The sequence below is a fragment of the Paraburkholderia sp. EG287B genome, assembly GCF_040965595.1.
Classification (GTDB): Bacteria; Pseudomonadota; Gammaproteobacteria; order Burkholderiales; family Burkholderiaceae; genus Paraburkholderia.
The window spans coordinates 78,217-98,691 of the sequence record NZ_JBFRCG010000021.1; the positions used below are offsets into that span (position 1 = coordinate 78,217).

Here is a 20,475-nt window from a genome sequence, read left to right on the forward strand (position 1 = left end):
CACCGCAAAGGATTCCAACCCATGACCACCACCTCCACTGCCGACGCGCTCACGCTCTACGGCGAAACCTTCGCGAGCCGCGTGCTGCTCGGCACGTCGCGCTATCCGTCGCTGCAGTCGCTCGCCGACTCGATGGCGGCCGCGCGCCCCGGCATGATCACCGTCGCGCTGCGCCGCCAGATGAACGAGGGCACCGCCGAGGCCGGCTTCTTCGACCTGCTCAAGCGCCACGGCGTGCCGCTCCTGCCGAACACGGCCGGCTGCCTCACCGTCAACGAGGCGGTGACGACGGCGCACATGGCGCGCGAAGTCTTCGAAACCGACTGGATCAAGCTCGAACTGATCGGTGACGACTACACGCTGCAGCCCGACCCGGTCGGCCTGATCGAGGCCGCGTCGCGCCTCGTGAAGGATGGCTTCAAGGTGCTGCCGTATTGCACCGAGGATCTCGTGATTGGCCGGCGTCTGCTCGACGCGGGCTGCGAGGCGCTCATGCCGTGGGGCGCGCCGATCGGCACCGGCAAGGGCGTGATCAACCCCTACGGCTTGCGCGTGCTGCGCGAGCGCTTGCCCGATGTGCCGCTGATCGTCGATGCGGGCCTGGGCGTGCCTTCGCACGCGTGCCAGGTGATGGAGTGGGGTTTCGACGGCGTGCTGCTCAACACGGCCGTTTCGCAGGCCACGCATCCCGCGGCGATGGCGCGCGCGTTCGCGCAGGGCGTCGAGGCGGGGCGCGCCGCGTTTCTCGCCGGACCGATGGCCGAGCGCGAAGCGGCGGTCGCGAGCACGCCCGTGGTGGGCATGCCTTTCTGGCACCAGGATGGAGACAATCGATGACTGAAACGCTGCGCCTGCAGGACCGCGAACTGTTCTGGCCGCCCGCCGACGAACTCACCGAAACGGCGGAGCGCATCCGCGCGCGCCTGGGCGACTGGCAGCCCACGCATGCGCCGTGGCGCATCTGTCTCACGCCGCCCGACGCGCCCAACGGCGGCGATCTGATCATCGTGACCGACGCGGCGCCGCATCTGGCCAACATCGCGCGCTGGATGACCGACGGCGCGGGCGTGATCGAAGCCGCGGGCGAACACCCGAAGGCGGCGCGCGCCACGCTGCATCTGGGCGGCGAGCGGTACGCGCTCGAGGGCGAGCTGGCGGAAGACTGGATCCCGGCGCTGGCGGCCTTCCTCGACTGCGGCTTCGATCCGCACGACGCGCTCGTGCTCGCGCTCGCCTGGCGCGACGGCGACGAGCAGCAGGCCGACGCCTGGCCCGTCGACATCGAGCGTTTTCCGCGCGTGCTGGACCTGCCTGCCGCGCCCGCGCAGCCGTTCGCGCCGTGTCCCGCGAAGCTCGGCCTGTATCCGGTGCTGCCTACGGCCGAGTGGGTCGAGCGCGTGCTCGACTACGGCGTGACGATGGTGCAGCTGCGCAGCAAGCAGCCGAAGTCGCCGGCGCTCACGAGCGAAATCGAGCGCTGCGTCGCCGCCGGCCGCAAGCACGACGCGCAGCTTTTCATCAACGATCACTGGCAGGAGGCCGTCGCGGCCGGCGCTTATGGCGTGCACCTCGGCCAGGAAGACCTGCGCGAAGCCGACCTCGGCGCGATCGCGGCAGCCGGCGTGCGCCTTGGCCTCTCGACGCACGGCTACTTCGAGATGCTCACGGCGCTGCATTTCCGTCCGAGCTACCTCGCATGCGGCGCCGTCTTCGCCACCACGACCAAGGCCATGCCGACGGCCCCCCAGGGCCTCGCGCGCCTGGCCCGCTACGTGAAGCTGCTGGACGGCGTCGTGCCGATGGTGGCGATCGGCGGCATCGACGGCAACGTGCTGCCCGAAGTGCTCGCCACGGGCGCCGGCAGCGCAGCGGTAGTGCGTGCCGTGACCGAGGCGGCCGACCCGGCTGCCGCGGTTGCTGCATTGCGCAACGCGTTTACGCAATAATGGTCCGCCCTGGCATCGGGCTGCGCCGCGTGCGCGGCCAGGTGCCGAGGGGGCCGCAACCCGCAGCAGCGGGCGCTTGCGGCTTACATCAACGGGTCCAGGGGCGCCACGGCAGGTTTTCCACGATGGCCCTATAATCCCGCCTTCGTGTAAATGGACTGTCTGCCACGTGCCCTCAACCTCTGAGACCCTGCTGGAGCTGCGCGACGTCGACTTCGGATACGGCGACCGGCTCGTCCTGTCCGGCCTGAACATGCGCTTCCCGCGCGGTCAGGTAGTGGCGGTCATGGGCGGCTCCGGTGGCGGAAAAACGACAGTGCTGCGTCTGATCGGCGGCCTCGTTCGCGCCCAGCGCGGCCAGGTGCTGTTCGGCGGCCAGGACGTCGGCGCGCAATCGCGCGACGGCCTCTACGCCCTGCGCCGCAAGATGGGCATGCTCTTCCAGTTCGGCGCGCTCTTCACCGACATGTCGGTGTTCGAGAACGTCGCCTTCGCCCTGCGCGAGCACACCGACCTGCCTGAAGCGCTGATCCGCGACCTCGTGCTCATGAAGCTCAACGCCGTCGGCTTGCGTGGCGCGCGCGACCTCGCGCCTTCGGAAATTTCCGGCGGCATGGCGCGTCGCGTGGCGCTGGCGCGCGCCATCGCGCTCGACCCCGAGCTCATGATGTACGACGAGCCGTTCGCGGGTCTCGACCCGATTTCGCTCGGCATCACCGCGAACCTCATCCGCACGCTCAACGACGCGCTCGGCGCAACCTCGATCCTCGTCACGCACGACGTGCCCGAGTCGTTCGCGATCGCCGACTACGTGTACTTCATGGCGAACGGCCGGGTGCAGGCGCAGGGCACGCCGGCCGAGCTGCGTGCCTCGACCGACCCGATCGTGCGCCAGTTCATCGACGGCGCGCCGGACGGCCCGTTCCGGTTCCATTACCCGTCGAACCTGCCGCTCGAAGCGGACTTCGGCATTGGCGGAGGCCGCTCATGATCGGCGCCATCAGCTCGATCGGGCGCACCGTGCTCGACACGATCGCGCGCGCGGGGCATGCGACGCGCTTTTTCGTGCGCCTCGTGCTCGAATTCTTCCCGCTGCTGCGCCGGCCGCGTCTTGTCACGAAGCAGATCCACTTCGTCGGCAATTATTCGCTCTTGATCATTGCCGTGTCGGGCCTGTTCGTGGGCTTCGTGCTCGGGCTGCAGGGCTATTACACGCTCAACCGCTACGGCTCCGAGCAGGCGCTCGGGCTGCTGGTCGCGCTGTCGCTCGTGCGTGAGCTCGGGCCCGTCGTCACCGCGCTCTTGTTCGCGGGCCGCGCGGGCACCTCGCTCACGGCCGAGATCGGCCTCATGAAGGCGGGCGAGCAACTCACGGCCATGGAGATGATGGCGGTGGACCCCGTGCGCGTGGTGGTCGCGCCGCGCATGTGGGCGGGCGTGATCGCCATGCCGATCCTCGCGGCCATCTTCAGCGCGGTCGGCATTCTGGGCGGCTACGTGGTGGGCGTGGTGCTGATCGGCGTGGACGCCGGCGCGTTCTGGTCGCAAATGCAGGGCGGCGTGGACGTCTGGACCGACGTGGGCAACGGCGTTGTGAAGAGCATCGTGTTCGGCTTCGCCGTGACCTTCACCGCGCTCTATCAGGGCTATGAGGCGAAGCCCACGCCCGAGGGCGTGTCGCGCGCGACCACCAAGACGGTCGTGTACGCGTCGCTCGCGGTGCTCGGCCTCGACTTCCTGCTCACCGCGCTGATGTTCAGCTAAAGACGCCGGGCAGCGACCCGGCGGCGCGGCGCGCATGTGAGCGACGCCGCAACGGATTCTCATTGGGATGACGATGAAAAAGAATGCTCTCGACTTCTGGGTCGGTCTGTTTGTGGTGCTGGGCTTTATCGCGCTGCTGTTTCTCGCGCTGAAGGCCGGCAACATGAGTTCGCTGTCGTTCCAGGCCACCTACCCGGTGAAGCTCAAGTTCGACAATATCGGCGGCCTCAAGCCGCGCGCGCCGGTGAAGAGCGCGGGCGTGACCGTGGGCCGGGTGGCCTCGATCGGCTTCGACTCCAACACCTATCAGGCGCTGGTGACGATCGACCTCGACCAGCAGTACCAGTTTCCGAAGGACACGTCGGCGAAGATCCTGACGTCGGGTCTGCTCGGCGAGCAGTACATCGGCCTCGAGCCGGGCGGCGATTCGGAAATGCTCAAGGCCGGCGACACCATTTCGATGACGCAGTCGGCCATCGTGCTCGAAAACCTGATCGGCCAGTTCCTCTATAGCAAGGCGGCGGATTCGGGCGCCACGAAGGCGTCCAGCGGCGCGAGCACGGATGCGGCGCCTGCTGCCGCGCCCGCACCGGCGCCGGCCCCAGCGCCTGCACCGGCGCCTGCACCGGCGGCTTCGGCGGCCCAATAAGAAGGAGAAAAAGAATGACGACCATACGCATGCGCGCCATTACGCTTGGCGTCGCAGCGCTCGCACTCGGGGGTTGTTCGACGGTGCAGACGCCGTCGAAGGAAGATCCATGGGAAGGGTTCAACCGCACGGTGTACACGTTCAACGACAAGGTTGACACGTACGCGCTCAAGCCGGTGGCGCAGGGCTACGTGAAGGTGACGCCGCAGCCCGTGCGCGACAGCGTGACGAACTTCTTCGCGAACATCGGCGACGTGTACAACGCCGCGAACAACTTCCTGCAGCTGAGGATCACCGACGGTGTCGAGGACATCATGCGGATCGTGATCAACACGGTCTTCGGCCTCGGTGGCCTGTTCGACGTCGCGACGCTCGCGAAGCTGCCCAAGCACAACCAGGACTTCGGTCTCACGCTCGGCCACTATGGCGTGCCGCCCGGTCCGTACCTCGTGCTGCCGCTGTTCGGTCCGAGCACGGTGCGTGACGGCGTCGGCCTCGTGCCCAACTACTTCATCAACCCGCTCACCTATGTGGATCCGGCCGCGCTGTCGTGGGGCCTCTACGGCCTGAACGTGGTGAGCACGCGCGCCAACCTGCTGGGCGCGAGCGACTTGCTCGAAGGCGCGGCGATCGACAAGTACTCGTTCATCCGCAACGCCTATCTGCAGCGTCGCCGCTACCTGTTGTCGGATGGCCGCGCGTCGTCGGACAACAGCAACCTGCCGGACTACGGCGATGGCGCGCCGCTGCCGAAGTACGACGACACCGACGAGGGCGCGGCGGCCCCCGCTTCGGGTGCGGCTGCCGGTGCGGCAGTGCCCGCTTCGGGCACTGCGCCTGCGGCCACGCCGAATGCGGCCAGCATGGTGCCCGCCAACCCGAACGGCGCAACGACCGCCCCGGCCACGCTGGAAGGCCCGGCCGGCGCCGCGGCGCCCGTGGGCGCGTCGGAAACCACGGTGCCGGGCGACCAGATGATTCCGCCTGCGCGCATCGGCTTCCCGAGCATGCTGCGGCTGCACTGAGCGCTGCGCTCCGGCATGCTGGAACGGCCTCGCCGGAGCGTTCGTCTGACCTATACGTCTGACGTAACAAGCAGAAACGCTTGTCGCACTTTGCTGGCGGTTTTGACACAGCGCGATAGATCTCGCGTGATATCGTTGGTTCCAACGGGGCGATGTCCCCCAACTAGCAGGGCTCGATATGAAAAAATTCTTTCTGTACCCGTTTTTCGCCATGTTTCTTTCGTTTGCCGGCGGCGCGTTCGCTCAGACGGTAGACACCAGCAATCCCGACGCGATGGTCCAGACAGTCACGCAGCAGGTCATGAGCCAGATCAAGGGTGACAAGTCCATCCAGTCCGGCGACATCAGCAGGATCACGCAGCTCGTGAACGAAAAGATCCTGCCGTACACCGACTTCCGCCGCACCACGCAGCTCGCGATGGGCCGCAACTGGCGCACAGCCACGCCGGAGCAGCAGCAACAGGTCATCGAGCAGTTCAAGACGCTGCTCATCCGCACGTACTCGGGCGCGCTCGCCCAGGTGCGCGACCAGCAGATCCAGTACAAGCCGTTCCGCGCGAACCCGGACGACACCGACGTCGTGGTCCGTTCGACGGTCATGAACGGCGGCCAGCCGATCGAGCTCGACTATCGCCTCTACAAGACGGCGCAAGGCTGGCGCGTGTATGACATCAACGTGCTCGGCGCGTGGCTCATCCAGGCGTACCAGCAGCAGTTCCAGGAAAAGATCCAGCAAGGCGGCGTGGACGGCCTGATCCAGTTCCTCACGCAGCGTAACCAGCAACTCGCGTCGGGGAAGGCGACCTCGTGAGCGAGCGTTTCGCCACCGGCGCCAACCTGACCCACGAAAGCGCGAAGGCCGCGCTCTCGGCCGGGTTCGCGCAGATCTCGGCGGGCGCAACCGCCGTGGACTGCGCAGCGCTCACCCAGTTCGATTCTTCGGCGCTCGCCGTGCTGATCGCGTGGCAGCGTGCCGCGCGTGAGCGCGGCGCTTCCCTCGCCGTGCTCAACTTGCCCCCCGCGCTCGCCTCTCTCGCGCGCGCCTACGGCGTCGATTCGCTTCTCAACGAGCGACATTGACCCGCGTCGCCTGGCCGGACGCTCGCGTTCGCGCGGTATCACACCGCACTGCCGGGCCGACGCCGTTCCCCTCCAAGGCCCGGCCGCGCTTTCCGACTTGGCCTATAATCAACCGTTTTTTGGGCGCTGCCTCGGCGCAAAAAGTACCGCTTGGTATGTAATAAGCGTGCACTGAGACAGCAAAGCCGGCCTCATAAGCCGTCCCCAATTCCGGTCTTCCCCGCAGCATTGATGCACTCTTGAGCCGCGCCGTTCGCAAACGGGCGGCGTATTAGTCATGCCAGCCATAGAAATCCGTAACGTCAAGAAGCGCTACAAGTCGCTTCAGGCGCTCAAGGGCGTCAGCTTCACGGTCGAAGACGGCGAGTTCTTCGGGCTGCTCGGCCCGAACGGCGCGGGCAAGACGACGCTCATCAGCATTCTTGCCGGCCTTGCGCGCGCGGACGAGGGCTCGATCGCCGTCCGCGGCCACGATGTCGTCGCCGACTACCGCAACGCGCGCCGCAACCTGGGCGTCGTGCCGCAGGAACTGGTGTTCGATCCGTTCTTCACCGTGCGCGAGACGCTGCGCATCCAGTCCGGCTACTTCGGCCTGCGCAACAACGACGCGTGGATCGACGAAGTCATGGCCAATCTCGATCTCACCGAGAAAGCCGACGTGAACATGCGCGCGCTGTCCGGCGGCATGAAGCGCCGCGTGCTCGTGGCGCAGGCGCTCGTGCACCGGCCGCCCGTGATCGTGCTCGACGAACCCACCGCCGGCGTGGACGTGGAACTGCGCCAGACGCTCTGGAAGTTCATCGCGCGCCTGAACCGCGAAGGGCACACCATCGTCCTTACCACGCACTATCTCGAAGAAGCTGAGCAGTTGTGCGACCGCATCGCCATGCTCCGGCGCGGCGAGATGGTCGCGCTCGAGCGCACGAGTGCGCTGCTGCAGCGCTTTGCGGGCACGCAACTCTTTTTGCGTTTCTCGGAAGGCGTGTTGCCGAGCGATCTGCGCGCGCTCGAAGTCGATCCTTCCAACGCCAGCGCGCACCAGCATCTGCTGCGCCTCGCGAGCTACGACGACGTGGAACGCATTCTGGCGAAGTGCCGTGCGAACGGCTGCAAGCTCGAAGAAGTGGAAGTGCGCAAGGCCGATCTGGAGGATGTCTTCGTGCAGGTGATGAACGGTCCTGAAGTGGTCGAGGGTCTCGCATGAGCGGTTTCCGTACGCTGTTCTACAAGGAAGTGCTGCGTTTCTGGAAGGTCGCTTTCCAGACCGTGCTCGCGCCCGTCATCACCGCGCTGCTCTATCTCACGATCTTCGGCCATGCGCTGCGCGGCCACGTCGAGGTGTATCCGGGCGTCGAGTACACGAGCTTCCTGATTCCGGGCCTCGTGATGATGAGCGTGCTGCAGAACGCCTTCGCGAACAGCTCGTCGTCGTTGATCCAGTCGAAGATCACGGGCAATCTCGTCTTCGTGCTGTTGCCGCCGCTCGCTGCATGGGAGATGTTCGGCGCCTACGTGCTCGCCTCGATCGTGCGCGGCCTCGCCGTTGGCGCGGGCGTGTTCGTCGTGACGATCTGGTTCATTCCGATGAGCTTCGCCGCGCCGTTCTACATCCTCGCGTTCGCGGTGCTCGGCTCGGCGATTCTCGGCACGCTCGGACTGATCGCCGGGATCTGGGCGGAGAAGTTCGACCAGCTCGCGGCGTTTCAGAACTTTCTCATCATGCCGCTCACGTTTCTTTCGGGCGTGTTTTATTCGACGCATACGCTGCCGCCCCTGTGGCGCGAAGTGTCGCGGCTCAATCCGTTCTTTTACATGATCGATGGCTTCCGCTTCGGGTTCTTCGGCCTGTCCGACATCAACCCGCTCGTGAGCCTGTCGATCGTTTTCGTGTTTTTCGTGGCGCTGGCCACGCTCGCCATGCGTTTGCTCGCGAGCGGGTACAAGCTGCGTCACTAAGCAGGAGCCATACTCATGTTGCCGACTCCGGAACAGATCAAGCAGTACATCTCGGCAGGGCTCGCGTGCGAGCACCTCGAAGTCGAAGGCGATGGCCAGCACTTCTTCGCGACGATCGTCTCCTCAGCATTCGACGGCAAGCGCCTGATCCAGCGCCATCAACTCGTATACGCGGCGCTCGGCGACCGCATGCGCGAGGAAATCCACGCGCTCAGCATGAAGACGCTCACGCCCGCCGAATGGCAGAACGCATAATCTGGAATCTCAGTGCGAATTACCCAGGACAAAGACGCCGCCGCGAGCGGCGCAGCTCAACACCAAGCGACCCTGCAAACCGGCCGCACCGATCAGGAAACCTCAGGCATGGATAAACTCGTCATCGTCGGCGGGCAGAAGCTCGCAGGGGAAGTGGCTGTTTCCGGTGCAAAGAATGCGGCGCTGCCCATTCTCTGCGCAGGCCTTCTGAGCGCGGAACCCGTTCATCTGGACAACGTGCCCGACCTTCAGGACGTGCGCACCACGCTCAAGCTGCTCGGCCAGATGGGCGTGCGCACCGAGCAGCACGGCGCGCGCGTGCAGCTCGACGCCTCGAAGGTCAACAATCTCGTCGCGCCGTACGAGCTCGTGAAGACCATGCGCGCGTCGATCCTCGTGCTCGGGCCGCTCGTCGCGCGCTTCGGCGAGGCGAAGGTGTCGCTGCCGGGCGGCTGCGCGATCGGCGCGCGCCCCGTGGATCAGCACATCAAGGGCCTGCAGGCGATGGGCGCCGAGATCAACATCGAGCACGGCTTCATCGAGGCGCGCGCGAAGCGCCTGAAGGGCGCGCGCATCGTCACCGACATGATCACGGTCACCGGCACGGAAAACCTGCTGATGGCCGCCGTGCTCGCCGATGGCGAAACGGTGATCGAGAACGCCGCGCGCGAGCCCGAAGTGGGCGACCTCGCGCACCTGCTCGTGGCGATGGGCGCGAAGATCGAAGGCATCGGCACCGACCGCCTCGTCATTCAAGGCGTGGACAAGCTCCACGGCGCGCACCACACCGTCATTCCGGACCGTATCGAAGCGGGCACGTTCCTGTGCGCGGTCGCGGCCGCGGGCGGCGACGTCACGCTGCGCCACGTGCGCCCGCACATCCTCGACGCCGTCACCGACAAGCTGCGCGAAGCGGGCGTGTCGATCGAAGAGGGCGACGACTGGATGCGCGTGCGCATGCACGAGCGCGCGCGCGCCGTGAACGTGCGCACCTCCGAATACCCGGCGTTCCCGACCGACATGCAGGCGCAGTTCATGGCGCTCAACACGATCGCGGACGGCACCTCGCAAGTGGTCGAAACCATCTTCGAAAACCGCTTCATGCACGTGCAGGAACTGAATCGCCTGGGCGCCCACATCACGATCGACGGCAAGACGGCGCTCGTCGCCGGTGTCGAGAAGCTCTCGGGCGCGAAGGTGATGGCAACCGACCTGCGCGCCTCGGCGAGCCTCGTGATCGCGGGCCTGTGCGCCGACGGCGAAACGCTGATCGACCGCATCTATCACCTCGACCGCGGCTACGACCGCATGGAAGCGAAGCTCACGAAGATCGGCGCGAACGTGAAGCGGATCAAGGGGAGCGCGCAATGAGCACGGTCGAGTCCAGGCCCACGCCGGCGGCCGCGGCCAGCGCGCCGCTCACGCTTGCGCTCTCGAAGGGCCGCATCTTCGAAGAGACGATGCCGCTGCTCGCCGCGGCCGGCGTGCATGTGACCGAAGACCCGGAAACCTCGCGCAAGCTGATCCTGCCGACCACCGACCCGAACCTGCGCGTGATCATCGTGCGCGCGACCGACGTGCCCACCTACGTGGAGTACGGCGCGGCCGACTTCGGCGTGGCGGGCAAGGACGTGCTCAACGAGCACGGCGGCGGCGGCCTGTATCAGCCGATCGACCTCGACATCGCGCGCTGCCGTCTTTCGGTGGCCGTGAAGGGCGGCTTCGACTACGCGAACGCGGTGCGCCAGGGCGCGCGTCTGCGCGTGGCGACCAAGTACACGGAGGCCGCGCGCCAGCACTTCGCGGCCAAGGGCGTGCACGTCGACCTCATCAAGCTGTACGGCTCGATGGAACTCGCGCCGCTCGTCGGCCTCGCCGACGCGATCGTCGACCTCGTCAGCACGGGCGGCACGCTGCGCGCGAACAATCTGGTCGAGGTCGAGGAGATCATGGAGATCTCGTCGCGCCTCGTCGTGAATCAGGCGGCGCTCAAGCTCAAGCGCGCCGCGCTGCGGCCGATCATCGACGCGTTCGAACGCGCGTCGCGCGGCACGCAGGCGAGCTGACAGAGCAGGAGCAAAGGGCAGGCGCAATCACGCGCCGCCTCGCGCGCAGTGCGCCCCAAACGGCGCGGCGCGCACAACGTAACGGATGGATACCAGCATGGTTATCACGATGCGCAAACTCGATTCCGGCACCGAAGGCTTCAAAAAGGCGCTGCACGCGGTGCTCGCCTTCGAGGCGAGCGAGGACGAGGCCATCGAGCGCTCCGTCGCGCAGATTCTCGCCGACGTGAAGGCGCGCGGCGACGCCGCCGTGCTCGACTACACGAACCGCTTCGACCGCCTGGCCGCCCCGAGCGTCGCGGCGCTCGAGCTGCCGTTCAGCGAACTCGAAGCGGCGCTGGAAAGCCTCGAGCCCAAGCAGCGCGCGGCGCTCGAAGCGGCGGCGGCGCGCGTGCGCGGCTACCACGAGAAGCAGCGCATCGAGTGCGGCTCGCATAGCTGGCAGTACACCGAATCCGACGGCACGGTGCTCGGCCAGAAGGTCACGCCGCTCGACCGCGTGGGCCTGTATGTGCCCGGCGGCAAGGCCGCGTATCCGTCGTCGGTGCTGATGAACGCCATTCCCGCGCGGGTCGCGGGCGTGCGCGAAATCATCATGGTCGTGCCCACGCCCGACGGCGTGAAGAACCCGCTCGTGCTGGCGGCGGCGCTGCTCGGCGGCGTCGATCGCGTGTTCACGATCGGCGGCGCGCAGGCCGTGGCGGCGCTCGCGTACGGCACGGATACGATCCCGGCCGTCGACAAGATCTGCGGTCCGGGCAACGCCTATGTCGCTTCAGCCAAGCGCCGCGTGTTCGGCACGGTCGGCATCGACATGATCGCGGGCCCCTCGGAAATCCTCGTGATTTGCGACGGCACGACCGATCCGCGCTGGGTGGCCATGGACCTGTTCTCGCAGGCCGAGCACGACGAGCTCGCGCAATCCATCCTGCTGTGCCCGGACGAGGGCTTCATCAAGCGCGTGGAAGACGCCATCGACGAACTGCTGCCCGCCATGCCGCGCGCCGAAGTCATCGCCACGTCGCTCACGAACCGCGGCGCGCTCGTGAAGGTGCGCGACATGGCCGAGGCCTGCGCCATCGCCAACGAGATCGCCCCGGAGCACCTCGAGATCTCGGCGCTGGAGCCGCAGAAGTGGGGTGCCGAAATCCGCCACGCGGGCGCGATCTTCCTTGGCCGCTACACGAGCGAAAGCCTCGGCGACTACTGCGCGGGGCCGAATCACGTGCTGCCTACGTCTCGTACCGCACGTTTCTCGTCGCCGCTTGGCGTCTATGATTTCATCAAGCGCTCGAGCCTCATCGAGGTGAGCGCGGAAGGCGCGCAAACGCTCGGCGAGATCGCGGCCGAGCTGGCCTACGGCGAAGGCCTGCAGGCCCACGCGCGCAGCGCCGAATTCCGCATGAAGCAGGTGTAAGGCACGCCTCGCAACCGGCAGAAACCGGTTGAATGCGCCGCCGCGCGGCATGGAGACGCTGCGCGACGGCCAGCCCCGCGAGTGCGTGGGGCGCAGCAGTTAGACCTTCAGTTTGACCCGCACGCAGCAGAGACCACGACGATAACCAGGGCAGCCGGCTCGCCGAGCTGCCCGTGCCGGCGGCCCCGCTTTTCGCGAGCCGCCTTTCGACATGACGACACCACAAGACATCATCCGTCGCGACGTGCTCGCGATGACGAGTTACCCCGTGCCCGACGCTTCCGGTTTCGTGAAGCTCGACGCCATGGAGAACCCGTTTGCCCTGCCCGCCGACCTTGCAGCGCAACTGGGCGAACGCCTCGCGGCGGTCGCGCTCAACCGCTATCCCGCGCCGCGCCCCGAGGCGCTGATTGCGAAGCTCAAGCACACGATGCGCGTGCCCGCCGACTGCGACGTGCTGCTCGGCAACGGCTCGGACGAGATCATCAGCATGATCACCATGGCGTGCGCGAAGCCGGGCGCGAAGGTGCTCGCGCCGGTGCCGGGCTTCGTCATGTACGCGATGTCGGCGAAGTTCGCGCAGCTGGAGTTCGTCGGCGTGCCGCTCAAGACCGACTTTACGCTCGACCTCGAAGCGACGCTCGCGGCGATCGCCGAGCACACGCCCGCCGTGATCTGGCTGGCCTACCCGAACAATCCCACGGGCACGCTGTTCGACGACGCCGACATCGAGCGCGTGATCGCGGCGGCGGAAGCGGCGAAGAGCCTCGTGGTGATCGACGAGGCCTACCAGCCGTTCGCGATGCAAAGCTGGATGCCGCGCGCGGGCGAGTTCGACAACGTGGTCGTGATGCGCACGATGTCGAAGCTCGGGCTCGCGGGCATCCGCCTCGGCTATCTGGCCGGGCGTCCGTCGTGGCTCAACGAGTTCGACAAGGTGCGCCCGCCCTACAACGTGAACGTCCTCACGCAAGCGGCGGCCGATCTGCTGCTCGACCATGTCGACGTGCTCGATGCGCAGGCCGCCGAATTGCGCGCGCAACGTGCGACGCTGGCCGCCGAAGTGGCGAAGCTGCCGGGCGCCGAGGTGTTCGAAAGTGCGGGCAATTTCCTGCTCGTGCGCGTGCCCGACGCGGCGGCGGTTTTTGACACGCTGCTGTCTGCCCGGATTCTGATCAAAAACGTGGGTAAAATGCACCCATTGCTTGCGAACTGCGTGCGCCTGACCGTTGGCACCCCCGACGAAAACGCGCAACTGCTCGCTGCCCTGAAGCTCGTGCTCCGTTAGGCCGATGCTTCGTTCTCCCACTCTCCTGTTACGGGCTGTTTGAAGGAAATTGCCATGCGCGTCGCGCAAGTCGTTCGCAACACCAGCGAAACGCAAATCCGCGTGAAACTCAATCTGGACGGCACCGGCGAGCAAAAGCTCGCGACCGGTGTGCCGTTTCTCGACCACATGCTCGACCAGATCGCACGACACGGTCTGATCGATCTCGAGATCGAGGCGCATGGCGACACGCATATCGACGACCACCATACGGTGGAAGACGTCGGCATCACGCTCGGCCAGGCGGTGGCGCAGGCCATCGGCGACAAGAAGGGCATTCGCCGCTACGGCCACGCCTATGTGCCGCTCGACGAGGCGCTCTCGCGCGTCGTGATCGACTTCTCGGGCCGTCCGGGCCTCGAATTCCACGTGCCGTTCACGCGTGCGCGCATCGGCACGTTCGACGTCGACCTGTCGATCGAGTTTTTCCGCGGCTTCGTGAACCACGCCGGCGTGACGCTGCACATCGACAATCTGCGCGGCCTCAACGCGCACCATCAGATGGAAACCGTGTTCAAGGCATTCGGCCGCGCGCTGCGCCAGGCCGCCGAACTGGATGAACGTCAGGCGGGCAAGATTCCGTCGACGAAGGGCAGCCTCTAAGCGACGCCTTTCACCGACCAGAAGGCGGGCCGCGTTGCGCGCAACCGTGCCGGCGCGTGCCGGAGCAGGACTTCGAGCGCGCCGCGCCGGGGCCGGCCTCCCCATGCGGCGTGCGCGCCACATTAGCCGTTTGGCTTATGGGCTCGCACGCGCCGACTGGCGTACATTGACGGCTTCGAGCAGATCAGGGCACATCGCGGCGCACATGCGCCACATAGCCAAGGGCAAGGCCTTTTGAGCAGGCCGGATTCGAGATGACAACTTCAATTGCGATTGTGGATTATGGAATGGGCAACCTGCGTTCGGTGGCCCAGGCGCTGAGGCAGGCCGCGCCGGAAGCCGACGTGGCCATCGTCGAGCGTCCCGAGGCGATCCGCGCTGCCGACCGCGTGGTGCTGCCGGGGCAGGGCGCGATGCCCGACTGCATGCGCAGCCTCGCCGAATCGGGCCTGCAGGACGCCGTGCTCGAAGCCTCGCGCACGAAGCCGCTCATGGGCGTGTGCGTGGGCGAGCAAATGCTGTTCGACTGGAGCGCGGAAGGCGACACGAAGGGCTTGGGCCTGCTGCCCGGCAAGGTCGTGCGCTTCGACCTGGAAGGCCAGCTGCAGGACGACGGCTCGCGCTTCAAGGTCCCGCAAATGGGCTGGAACCGCGTGCGCCAGGCGCGCGCGCACGCCCTGTGGGACGGCGTGCCCGACGAAAGCTTCTTCTACTTCGTGCACAGCTACTATGTGGTTCCGGCGGATGCGTCGCACACCGTGGGCGAAACGCCGTACGGCGCGGCCTTTACCTCGGCAGTGGCGCGGGATAACATCTTCGCCACCCAATTCCACCCGGAAAAGAGCGCCGCTGCGGGCTTGCGCGTCTATCGCAACTTCGTCCACTGGAACCCCTGATTTCCTGCGGCGCTGACGCTCGCAGCCGCCTTCGCGCACGAGCGCCGCGGCATTAGATTTGCGTCAGCAAGGCCGCCGAAAGAGTTGTACTAAACTAGCGAAACGGCGTCGGATCGGGCCTTTTTTCCGCCGGCGCCGCAGACTTCAACCCCATTCCCAGACACACCCGAAGCTATGCTGCTGATTCCGGCCATCGATCTCAAAGACGGTCACTGCGTGCGCCTCAAACAAGGCGATATGGACCAGGCGACGATTTTCTCCGAGGAACCGGCGGCCATGGCCCGACACTGGGTCGAGCGCGGCGCGCGGCGCCTGCACCTCGTCGACCTCAACGGCGCGTTCGCCGGCAAGCCGAAGAACGAAGACGCGATTCGCGAGATCATCCGCGAAGTCGGCGACGAGATCCCCGTGCAGCTCGGCGGCGGCATCCGCGACCTCGACACCATCGAGCGTTATCTCGACGACGGCCTGTCCTACGTGATCATCGGCACCGCTGCCGTCAAGAATCCGGGCTTCCTTCAGGAAGCGTGCACCGCATTCGGGGGCCATATCATCGTGGGCCTCGACGCGAAAGACGGCAAGGTCGCGACCGACGGCTGGAGCAAGCTCACCGGTCACGAAGTCGTGGACCTCGCGCGCAAGTTCGAGGACTACGGCGTCGAGTCGATCATCTACACTGACATCGGCCGCGACGGCATGCTTCAGGGCATCAACATCGAAGCGACGGTGCGCCTCGCGCGCGCGGTGAAGATTCCGATCATCGCGAGCGGCGGGCTGTCCAACCTCGGCGATATCGACGCACTGTGCGAGGTCGAGGACGAAGGCGTGGAAGGCGTGATCTGCGGCCGCGCGATCTACTCGGGCGACCTCGATTTCGCCGCCGCGCAAACGCGCGCAGACAGCCTGCGCGAATCGGACGACGCGTAAAGCGTCGCATGCCGGCCTCCGTCACTGGAGGCCTTTTGTTTTTGGCGCTGCGCCGCCATCTCCATGGGGACCGGCGCTCGCGCGGGATAATTTCGCCTCAGGGCGCAAGGCACGGCGCAAAGCGCGCGACAATGGGCTGCGCGCCGCGCCCGAAGCGGGGCCGGCAGCCTTCTCGCGAAAGGTGCTCGCCGCACACACACCGACTGGCAACTTCGGCAAGATCATGGCTCTACCCAAACGCATCATCCCCTGCCTCGACGTGACCGCCGGGCGCGTCGTCAAGGGCGTCAATTTCGTCGAGCTGCGCGACGCGGGCGACCCCGTCGAAATCGCGCGCCGCTACGACGATCAGGGCGCCGACGAACTCACGTTCCTCGACATCACCGCGACCTCCGACCAGCGCGACCTGATCCTGCCGATCATCGAGGCGGTGGCTTCGCAGGTCTTCATTCCGCTCACCGTGGGCGGCGGCGTGCGCGCCGTGGCGGACGTGCGGCGCCTGCTCAACGCCGGCGCCGACAAGGTCAGCATGAACTCGTCGGCGGTCGCCAATCCGCAGCTCGTGCGCGATTCCGCCGACAAATACGGCTCGCAGTGCATCGTCGTCGCCATCGACGCGAAGCGGACGTCGGCGCCGGGCGAACCCGCGCGCTGGGAAGTGTTCACGCACGGCGGGCGCAAGGCCACCGGCATCGACGCCGTGGCATGGGCGCGCAAGATGGCCGAACTGGGCGCGGGCGAAATTCTGCTCACGAGCATGGACCGCGACGGCACGAAGAGCGGCTTCGACCTCGACCTCACGTGCGCGGTGTCCGACGCGGTGCCGATTCCCGTGATCGCCTCGGGCGGCGTGGGCGGCCTGCAGGATCTCGCGGACGGCATCGTCAAGGGCCGTGCCGACGCCGTGCTGGCGGCGAGCATCTTCCACTATGGCGAACACACCGTGGGCGAGGCGAAGCGCTTCATGGCCGACCAGGGCATTTCGGTGAGGATGTAACGCGATGAGCAATACTCAAACCGGCAAAGCCGACAACGACCTCGCCAACGCCAACTGGCTCGACAAGGTCAACTGGGACGCCAACGGCCTCGTGCCCGTGATCGCGCAGGAAGCCACCACCGGCGACGTGCTGATGTTCGCGTGGATGAACCGCGAAGCGCTCGCGAAGACGGTCGAGCTGCGCCGCGCCGTGTACTTTTCGCGCTCGCGCCAGCGCCTGTGGTTCAAGGGCGAGGAGTCGGGCCACGTGCAGCACGTGAGCGACATCCGCCTCGACTGCGACGAAGACGTCGTGCTGCTCAAGATCGAGCAGGTCTCGGGCATCGCGTGCCACACGGGCCGCCACTCGTGCTTTTTCCAGCAATTCGAAGGCACCGTCGACGAAGGCCGCTGGGTCGCCGTCGACCCGGTGCTGAAAGACCCCGAACACATCTACAAATGACGCAATTGAACACCAACGACACCTTGCTGCGCCTCGCGGCGGTGATCGACAGCCGCAAGGGCGGGGACCCGGACGCCTCCTACGTCGCGCGCCTGTTTCACAAGGGCGACGACGCGGTGCTCAAGAAGGTCGGCGAAGAGGCGACCGAAGTCGTGCTGGCCGCGAAGGACGTGCGCCAGGGCGGCGCGCCGAAGGCGCTGGTCGGCGAAATGGCCGACCTGTGGTTCCATTGCCTCGTGACGCTCTCGCACTTCGATCTGAGTCCCGCCGACGTGCTCGCGGAACTGGAACGCCGCGAAGGCCTTTCGGGTCTCGAGGAAAAGGCGCTGCGCAAGAGCCGCGAGCGCGAAGAGAACGGCGACTAAGGCTCTACGCTGCGCACAGCGCTCCACAGAGGGAGATGAACGATGTCCACGTCCGGCGACTACCCGCCCCCTTCGTACCGCAACGGCGTCGACGCGGACCGTTTGCGCAGCCTGCGGACGTTCACGCACGTGCTGTACGCGCTCTATGCGGTCTATTGGCTGACCGGCGGCATTTCGGTGCTGGTGGCCATCATCCTGAACTACCTCAAACGCGACGAAGCGCTCGGCACGCCTTATGAGCAGCACTTCACGTGGCAAATCCGCACGTTCTGGCTCGGGCTGGCCGGCCATCTGATCGGCGGCGTGCTCATCTTCGTGCTGGTCGGCATTCCAATACTGTGGGCTGTCGCAATCTGGACGTTGTACCGTATCATCAAAGGCTGGCTGTACTTGTACGACAACAAGCCGCTGCACAACCCGCGCGCCTGGTTCTGAGGGCTTCCGGGGGCGCGTGCGGCTTTGCTCACCAGGAGCACCATGAGTCACGACCGCAGCACCTGTCTCTTCTGCAAGATCGCCGATGGCCATATTCCCAGCACGCGGGTGTACGAGGACGACGAGTTCGTCGCCTTCCGCGACATCCGGCCTGCAGCCGAAACCCACGTCCTCGTGATTCCGCGCCAGCATATTCCCACCCTTGCCGATTGCAGTGAAAACGACGCACTGCTGCTTGGTAGAATGTTTGTATTGGTCGCACGACTCGCCAAAGAGTTGGGCGTCTCGTACACGGGCGGCGAAACCGGGTTTCGCACGGTGGTGAATACGGGGCCGGGCGGCGGGCAGGAGGTCTACCATCTGCACGCGCATTTGCTGGCCGGGCCGCGTCCGTGGCACCGCATGGGCTGAGTGCCGGCGGCGGTGAAAGTCGGTATAAATGACGCATGGCGTGGGTCACACTAAAGCGTCGCGCTAAAGGGTCGCACGCCACGACCATGCAACATCGAACAGGCACAATTTATCGCGTCGCGCACCTCGCGCGGCGGCGGGGTTAAGGAGAGAGTCAATCATGGGTTCGTTGAGCATCTGGCACTGGCTGATCGTCTTGTTGATCGTTGCGCTCGTCTTCGGCACCAAGAAGCTGCGCAATATCGGTAGCGATCTGGGCGGTGCGGTGAAGGGTTTCAAGGAAGGCATGCGCGAGAACGAAGGCGCCGGCGCCGACACGCAAAAGCGCGAACTCCCGGCCGACGGCGGTGCAGTCGACGTCGAAGCCAAGGACAAGACGCAGCGCTCGAACGACTACCGCTAAAACGCGTGGCGGCCGTTTTTTCCGCCGCCACAGGTTTTTCCGCATGTTTCCCGATCGTTTCCATTAAGGCAGCCAAGGCTGACGGAAAACTCCATTCATGCTCGATCTCGGTTTAACCAAGATGGCGCTGATCGGCGTCGTCGCGCTGGTCGTTCTCGGGCCGGAGCGGCTACCGCGGGTCGCTCGCACGGCCGGCGCGCTGTTCGGTCGCGCGCAGCGCTATATCAACGACGTCAAGGCGGAAGTCACGCGCGAGATCGAACTCGACGAGTTGCGCCGCATGAAGACCGAGTTCGAAGCGGCGGCGCAGAACGTCGAGAAGAACGTTCAGGACAATCTGCGCAAGCATGAAACCGAGTTGAACGATGCATGGAACGCGGGCACCTCGGTGTCGCCGAGCATCGCAGGCGGCGCGGATCCTGCCAGCCTGGAAGGCGCCGCCGCCAATGCGGACGGCGTCGCCACGCAATCGGGATGGCGCTCCGGCAACGCGGGCGCAAGCGGCGCGAAGCGCAAGAACTGGCGCGTGAAGCAGGGCGCCGCGCCGGTCTGGTACAAACGCGCCACGCTGCGCCGCACGCGGGTGCAATCGGGCGCTGCGCGCGTGGCGCAGCACACGCCGGCGAGCCTGCGCCGGCCCACGCGGTTCTTCTGAGGCGGATCCGCCTTTGCGCACGACCATTTCCAATAGAGGGCCGGTGTGAGCGACCCCCAGCAAAAACTGGAAGAAGGCTCCGAAGAGACCTTCATTTCCCATCTCGTCGAGCTGCGCGACCGCATCATTCGCGCAGGCATCGCCGTGATCGTCGTGTTCGTCGGGCTCGTCTACTGGGCGCCCGACATATTCCGGCTGCTCGCGCGTCCGCTCATGCAGAACCTGCCGCGCGACGGCAAGATGATCGTCACCGACGTGACCGGCTCGTTCTTCGTGCCCATGAAGGTCACGATGCTCGTGGCCTTCGTGATCGCGCTGCCGGTCGTGCTCTACCAGATCTGGGCGTTCGTCGCCCCAGGCCTCTACCAGCACGAAAAGAAGCTCGTCGTGCCGCTCGTGGCGAGCAGCTACACGCTCTTCCTGTGCGGCATGGCGTTCGCGTATTTCGTGGTATTCCCGACCATCTTCCGCGTGATGGCGCACTACAACGCGCCGCTCGGCGCGGAGATGACGACCGACATCGACAATTACCTGAGCTTCGTGCTCACCATGTTCATCGCGTTCGGCGTGACCTTCGAGGTGCCGATCATCGTCGTGCTGCTCGTGCGCATGGGCGTGGTCACCGTGAAGAAGCTCAAGCAGATCCGGCCCTACGTGATTGTCGGCGCGTTCATCGTCGCGGCCGTGGTGACGCCGCCGGACGTGTTCTCGCAGCTCATTCTCGCGCTGCCGCTCATCCTCCTCTACGAGGCGGGCATCATCGCGGCGCGCATCTTCATCGGCACGGGCGAGAAGAAGGCCGCGGACGAGAGTCAGGCAGCGAGCTAGCCCCGCTGGCTTGGCGGAGAACAGCCGC

Annotated in this window: 26 protein-coding genes; all 26 read left to right on the forward strand. The window is 66.2% G+C overall.

From position 1 onward, the window contains the following. The first annotated feature begins 21 nt into the window (after positions 1-21). Positions 22-837: a thiazole synthase gene (locus tag AB4Y40_RS33185; protein WP_368691448.1), complete on the forward strand. Its 816-nt coding sequence runs from the start codon at positions 22-24 to the stop codon at positions 835-837. After that, on the forward strand, positions 834-1,946 hold the full coding sequence (gene thiE / locus AB4Y40_RS33190; RefSeq protein WP_368691449.1) for a thiamine phosphate synthase: 1,113 nt from the start codon (positions 834-836) through the stop codon (positions 1,944-1,946). Before AB4Y40_RS33185 ends, thiE begins: the two co-directional genes overlap by 4 nt. A gap of 169 nt (positions 1,947-2,115) precedes the next feature. After that, positions 2,116-2,937: an ABC transporter ATP-binding protein gene (locus tag AB4Y40_RS33195; protein WP_368691450.1), complete on the forward strand. Its 822-nt coding sequence runs from the start codon at positions 2,116-2,118 to the stop codon at positions 2,935-2,937. Then, on the forward strand, positions 2,934-3,710 hold the full coding sequence (mlaE, locus tag AB4Y40_RS33200) for a lipid asymmetry maintenance ABC transporter permease subunit MlaE (protein WP_368691451.1): 777 nt from the start codon (positions 2,934-2,936) through the stop codon (positions 3,708-3,710). Before AB4Y40_RS33195 ends, mlaE begins: the two co-directional genes overlap by 4 nt. A 67-nt stretch (positions 3,711-3,777) precedes the next feature. After that, positions 3,778-4,359, forward strand: coding sequence for an outer membrane lipid asymmetry maintenance protein MlaD (mlaD, locus tag AB4Y40_RS33205; RefSeq protein ID WP_368691452.1), 582 nt, complete (start codon positions 3,778-3,780; stop codon positions 4,357-4,359). A 14-nt stretch (positions 4,360-4,373) separates the two neighbouring features. Beyond that, a complete protein-coding gene (locus tag AB4Y40_RS33210) occupies positions 4,374-5,384 on the forward strand; it encodes a VacJ family lipoprotein (RefSeq protein ID WP_368691453.1) in 1,011 nt (336 codons plus the stop codon). 178 nt (positions 5,385-5,562) lie between these two features. After that, a complete protein-coding gene (locus AB4Y40_RS33215) occupies positions 5,563-6,195 on the forward strand; it encodes a phospholipid-binding protein MlaC (RefSeq protein ID WP_368691454.1) in 633 nt (210 codons plus the stop codon). Next, the gene (locus AB4Y40_RS33220) at positions 6,192-6,464 is read left to right on the forward strand and encodes a lipid asymmetry maintenance protein MlaB (protein WP_110388471.1); all 273 of its coding nucleotides are present in this window, start codon (positions 6,192-6,194) and stop codon (positions 6,462-6,464) included. Before AB4Y40_RS33215 ends, AB4Y40_RS33220 begins: the two co-directional genes overlap by 4 nt. Before the next feature lie 277 nt (positions 6,465-6,741). Beyond that, on the forward strand, positions 6,742-7,668 hold the full coding sequence (locus AB4Y40_RS33225) for an ABC transporter ATP-binding protein (protein ID WP_342924268.1): 927 nt from the start codon (positions 6,742-6,744) through the stop codon (positions 7,666-7,668). Then, complete coding sequence (locus AB4Y40_RS33230) at positions 7,665-8,420, forward strand: ABC transporter permease (RefSeq protein ID WP_042269663.1); 756 nt, start codon at positions 7,665-7,667, stop codon at positions 8,418-8,420. Before AB4Y40_RS33225 ends, AB4Y40_RS33230 begins: the two co-directional genes overlap by 4 nt. Positions 8,421-8,435: 15 nt before the next feature. Then, positions 8,436-8,675 (forward strand): BolA family protein, encoded by a 240-nt coding sequence (locus AB4Y40_RS33235; RefSeq protein ID WP_028206568.1) that lies wholly within the window; start codon positions 8,436-8,438, stop codon positions 8,673-8,675. A 108-nt stretch (positions 8,676-8,783) separates the two neighbouring features. Beyond that, entirely contained in the window at positions 8,784-10,046 is a 1,263-nt protein-coding gene (gene murA, locus AB4Y40_RS33240; protein ID WP_368691455.1) for a UDP-N-acetylglucosamine 1-carboxyvinyltransferase, read from the forward strand. Beyond that, positions 10,043-10,741, forward strand: coding sequence for an ATP phosphoribosyltransferase (gene hisG, locus AB4Y40_RS33245; protein ID WP_069268253.1), 699 nt, complete (start codon positions 10,043-10,045; stop codon positions 10,739-10,741). Before murA ends, hisG begins: the two co-directional genes overlap by 4 nt. A 97-nt stretch (positions 10,742-10,838) precedes the next feature. Continuing rightward, complete coding sequence (gene hisD / locus AB4Y40_RS33250; protein ID WP_368691456.1) at positions 10,839-12,158, forward strand: histidinol dehydrogenase; 1,320 nt, start codon at positions 10,839-10,841, stop codon at positions 12,156-12,158. Between the two features lie 211 nt (positions 12,159-12,369). Continuing rightward, a complete protein-coding gene (hisC, locus tag AB4Y40_RS33255) occupies positions 12,370-13,446 on the forward strand; it encodes a histidinol-phosphate transaminase (protein ID WP_368691457.1) in 1,077 nt (358 codons plus the stop codon). A gap of 54 nt (positions 13,447-13,500) precedes the next feature. Beyond that, positions 13,501-14,088, forward strand: a complete 588-nt coding sequence (gene hisB / locus AB4Y40_RS33260; RefSeq protein WP_133186218.1) for an imidazoleglycerol-phosphate dehydratase HisB — start codon at positions 13,501-13,503, stop codon at positions 14,086-14,088. 254 nt (positions 14,089-14,342) lie between these two features. Next, entirely contained in the window at positions 14,343-14,984 is a 642-nt protein-coding gene (hisH, locus tag AB4Y40_RS33265) for an imidazole glycerol phosphate synthase subunit HisH (protein ID WP_368691458.1), read from the forward strand. A gap of 174 nt (positions 14,985-15,158) precedes the next feature. Then, positions 15,159-15,911: a 1-(5-phosphoribosyl)-5-[(5-phosphoribosylamino)methylideneamino]imidazole-4-carboxamide isomerase gene (hisA, locus tag AB4Y40_RS33270; protein ID WP_069268257.1), complete on the forward strand. Its 753-nt coding sequence runs from the start codon at positions 15,159-15,161 to the stop codon at positions 15,909-15,911. Positions 15,912-16,134: 223 nt separating this feature from the next. Continuing rightward, the gene (gene hisF / locus AB4Y40_RS33275) at positions 16,135-16,908 is read left to right on the forward strand and encodes an imidazole glycerol phosphate synthase subunit HisF (RefSeq protein ID WP_368691459.1); all 774 of its coding nucleotides are present in this window, start codon (positions 16,135-16,137) and stop codon (positions 16,906-16,908) included. A gap of 4 nt (positions 16,909-16,912) precedes the next feature. Continuing rightward, entirely contained in the window at positions 16,913-17,350 is a 438-nt protein-coding gene (hisI, locus tag AB4Y40_RS33280; protein ID WP_368691460.1) for a phosphoribosyl-AMP cyclohydrolase, read from the forward strand. Next, on the forward strand, positions 17,347-17,715 hold the full coding sequence (locus AB4Y40_RS33285) for a phosphoribosyl-ATP diphosphatase (protein WP_110388464.1): 369 nt from the start codon (positions 17,347-17,349) through the stop codon (positions 17,713-17,715). The genes hisI and AB4Y40_RS33285 overlap by 4 nt, the downstream gene beginning before the upstream one ends. A 42-nt stretch (positions 17,716-17,757) precedes the next feature. Continuing rightward, positions 17,758-18,150, forward strand: coding sequence for a membrane protein (locus AB4Y40_RS33290; protein WP_028206579.1), 393 nt, complete (start codon positions 17,758-17,760; stop codon positions 18,148-18,150). A gap of 42 nt (positions 18,151-18,192) precedes the next feature. Further along, on the forward strand, positions 18,193-18,561 hold the full coding sequence (locus tag AB4Y40_RS33295) for a histidine triad nucleotide-binding protein (RefSeq protein ID WP_368691461.1): 369 nt from the start codon (positions 18,193-18,195) through the stop codon (positions 18,559-18,561). Positions 18,562-18,721: 160 nt separating this feature from the next. Further along, complete coding sequence (gene tatA / locus AB4Y40_RS33300; protein WP_342924276.1) at positions 18,722-18,964, forward strand: Sec-independent protein translocase subunit TatA; 243 nt, start codon at positions 18,722-18,724, stop codon at positions 18,962-18,964. Positions 18,965-19,061: 97 nt separating this feature from the next. Then, the gene (gene tatB, locus AB4Y40_RS33305; protein WP_368691462.1) at positions 19,062-19,619 is read left to right on the forward strand and encodes a Sec-independent protein translocase protein TatB; all 558 of its coding nucleotides are present in this window, start codon (positions 19,062-19,064) and stop codon (positions 19,617-19,619) included. A gap of 45 nt (positions 19,620-19,664) precedes the next feature. After that, positions 19,665-20,447, forward strand: coding sequence for a twin-arginine translocase subunit TatC (tatC, locus tag AB4Y40_RS33310; RefSeq protein WP_368691463.1), 783 nt, complete (start codon positions 19,665-19,667; stop codon positions 20,445-20,447). Positions 20,448-20,475 lie beyond the last annotated feature (28 nt).

Excerpts from the sequence above, each read along its gene's own strand:
- AB4Y40_RS33285 (WP_110388464.1), top strand. The coding sequence starts at position 17,347 with ATGACGCAATTGAACACCAACGACACCTTGCTGCGCCTCGCGGCGGTG.
- murA (WP_368691455.1), top strand. The coding sequence starts at position 8,784 with ATGGATAAACTCGTCATCGTCGGCGGGCAGAAGCTCGCAGGGGAAGTG.
- mlaE (WP_368691451.1), top strand. The coding sequence starts at position 2,934 with ATGATCGGCGCCATCAGCTCGATCGGGCGCACCGTGCTCGACACGATC.
- tatB (WP_368691462.1), top strand. The coding sequence starts at position 19,062 with ATGCTCGATCTCGGTTTAACCAAGATGGCGCTGATCGGCGTCGTCGCG.
- AB4Y40_RS33230 (WP_042269663.1), top strand. The coding sequence starts at position 7,665 with ATGAGCGGTTTCCGTACGCTGTTCTACAAGGAAGTGCTGCGTTTCTGG.
- hisD (WP_368691456.1), top strand. The coding sequence starts at position 10,839 with ATGGTTATCACGATGCGCAAACTCGATTCCGGCACCGAAGGCTTCAAA.
- mlaD (WP_368691452.1), top strand. The coding sequence starts at position 3,778 with ATGACGATGAAAAAGAATGCTCTCGACTTCTGGGTCGGTCTGTTTGTG.
- hisF (WP_368691459.1), top strand. The coding sequence starts at position 16,135 with ATGGCTCTACCCAAACGCATCATCCCCTGCCTCGACGTGACCGCCGGG.
- AB4Y40_RS33225 (WP_342924268.1), top strand. The coding sequence starts at position 6,742 with ATGCCAGCCATAGAAATCCGTAACGTCAAGAAGCGCTACAAGTCGCTT.
- AB4Y40_RS33295 (WP_368691461.1), top strand. The coding sequence starts at position 18,193 with ATGAGTCACGACCGCAGCACCTGTCTCTTCTGCAAGATCGCCGATGGC.
- hisA (WP_069268257.1), top strand. The coding sequence starts at position 15,159 with ATGCTGCTGATTCCGGCCATCGATCTCAAAGACGGTCACTGCGTGCGC.
- AB4Y40_RS33185 (WP_368691448.1), top strand. The coding sequence starts at position 22 with ATGACCACCACCTCCACTGCCGACGCGCTCACGCTCTACGGCGAAACC.
- AB4Y40_RS33210 (WP_368691453.1), top strand. The coding sequence starts at position 4,374 with ATGACGACCATACGCATGCGCGCCATTACGCTTGGCGTCGCAGCGCTC.
- hisG (WP_069268253.1), top strand. The coding sequence starts at position 10,043 with ATGAGCACGGTCGAGTCCAGGCCCACGCCGGCGGCCGCGGCCAGCGCG.
- thiE (WP_368691449.1), top strand. The coding sequence starts at position 834 with ATGACTGAAACGCTGCGCCTGCAGGACCGCGAACTGTTCTGGCCGCCC.
- hisI (WP_368691460.1), top strand. The coding sequence starts at position 16,913 with ATGAGCAATACTCAAACCGGCAAAGCCGACAACGACCTCGCCAACGCC.
- AB4Y40_RS33215 (WP_368691454.1), top strand. The coding sequence starts at position 5,563 with ATGAAAAAATTCTTTCTGTACCCGTTTTTCGCCATGTTTCTTTCGTTT.
- tatA (WP_342924276.1), top strand. The coding sequence starts at position 18,722 with ATGGGTTCGTTGAGCATCTGGCACTGGCTGATCGTCTTGTTGATCGTT.
- hisH (WP_368691458.1), top strand. The coding sequence starts at position 14,343 with ATGACAACTTCAATTGCGATTGTGGATTATGGAATGGGCAACCTGCGT.
- AB4Y40_RS33290 (WP_028206579.1), top strand. The coding sequence starts at position 17,758 with ATGTCCACGTCCGGCGACTACCCGCCCCCTTCGTACCGCAACGGCGTC.
- AB4Y40_RS33235 (WP_028206568.1), top strand. The coding sequence starts at position 8,436 with ATGTTGCCGACTCCGGAACAGATCAAGCAGTACATCTCGGCAGGGCTC.
- hisC (WP_368691457.1), top strand. The coding sequence starts at position 12,370 with ATGACGACACCACAAGACATCATCCGTCGCGACGTGCTCGCGATGACG.
- hisB (WP_133186218.1), top strand. The coding sequence starts at position 13,501 with ATGCGCGTCGCGCAAGTCGTTCGCAACACCAGCGAAACGCAAATCCGC.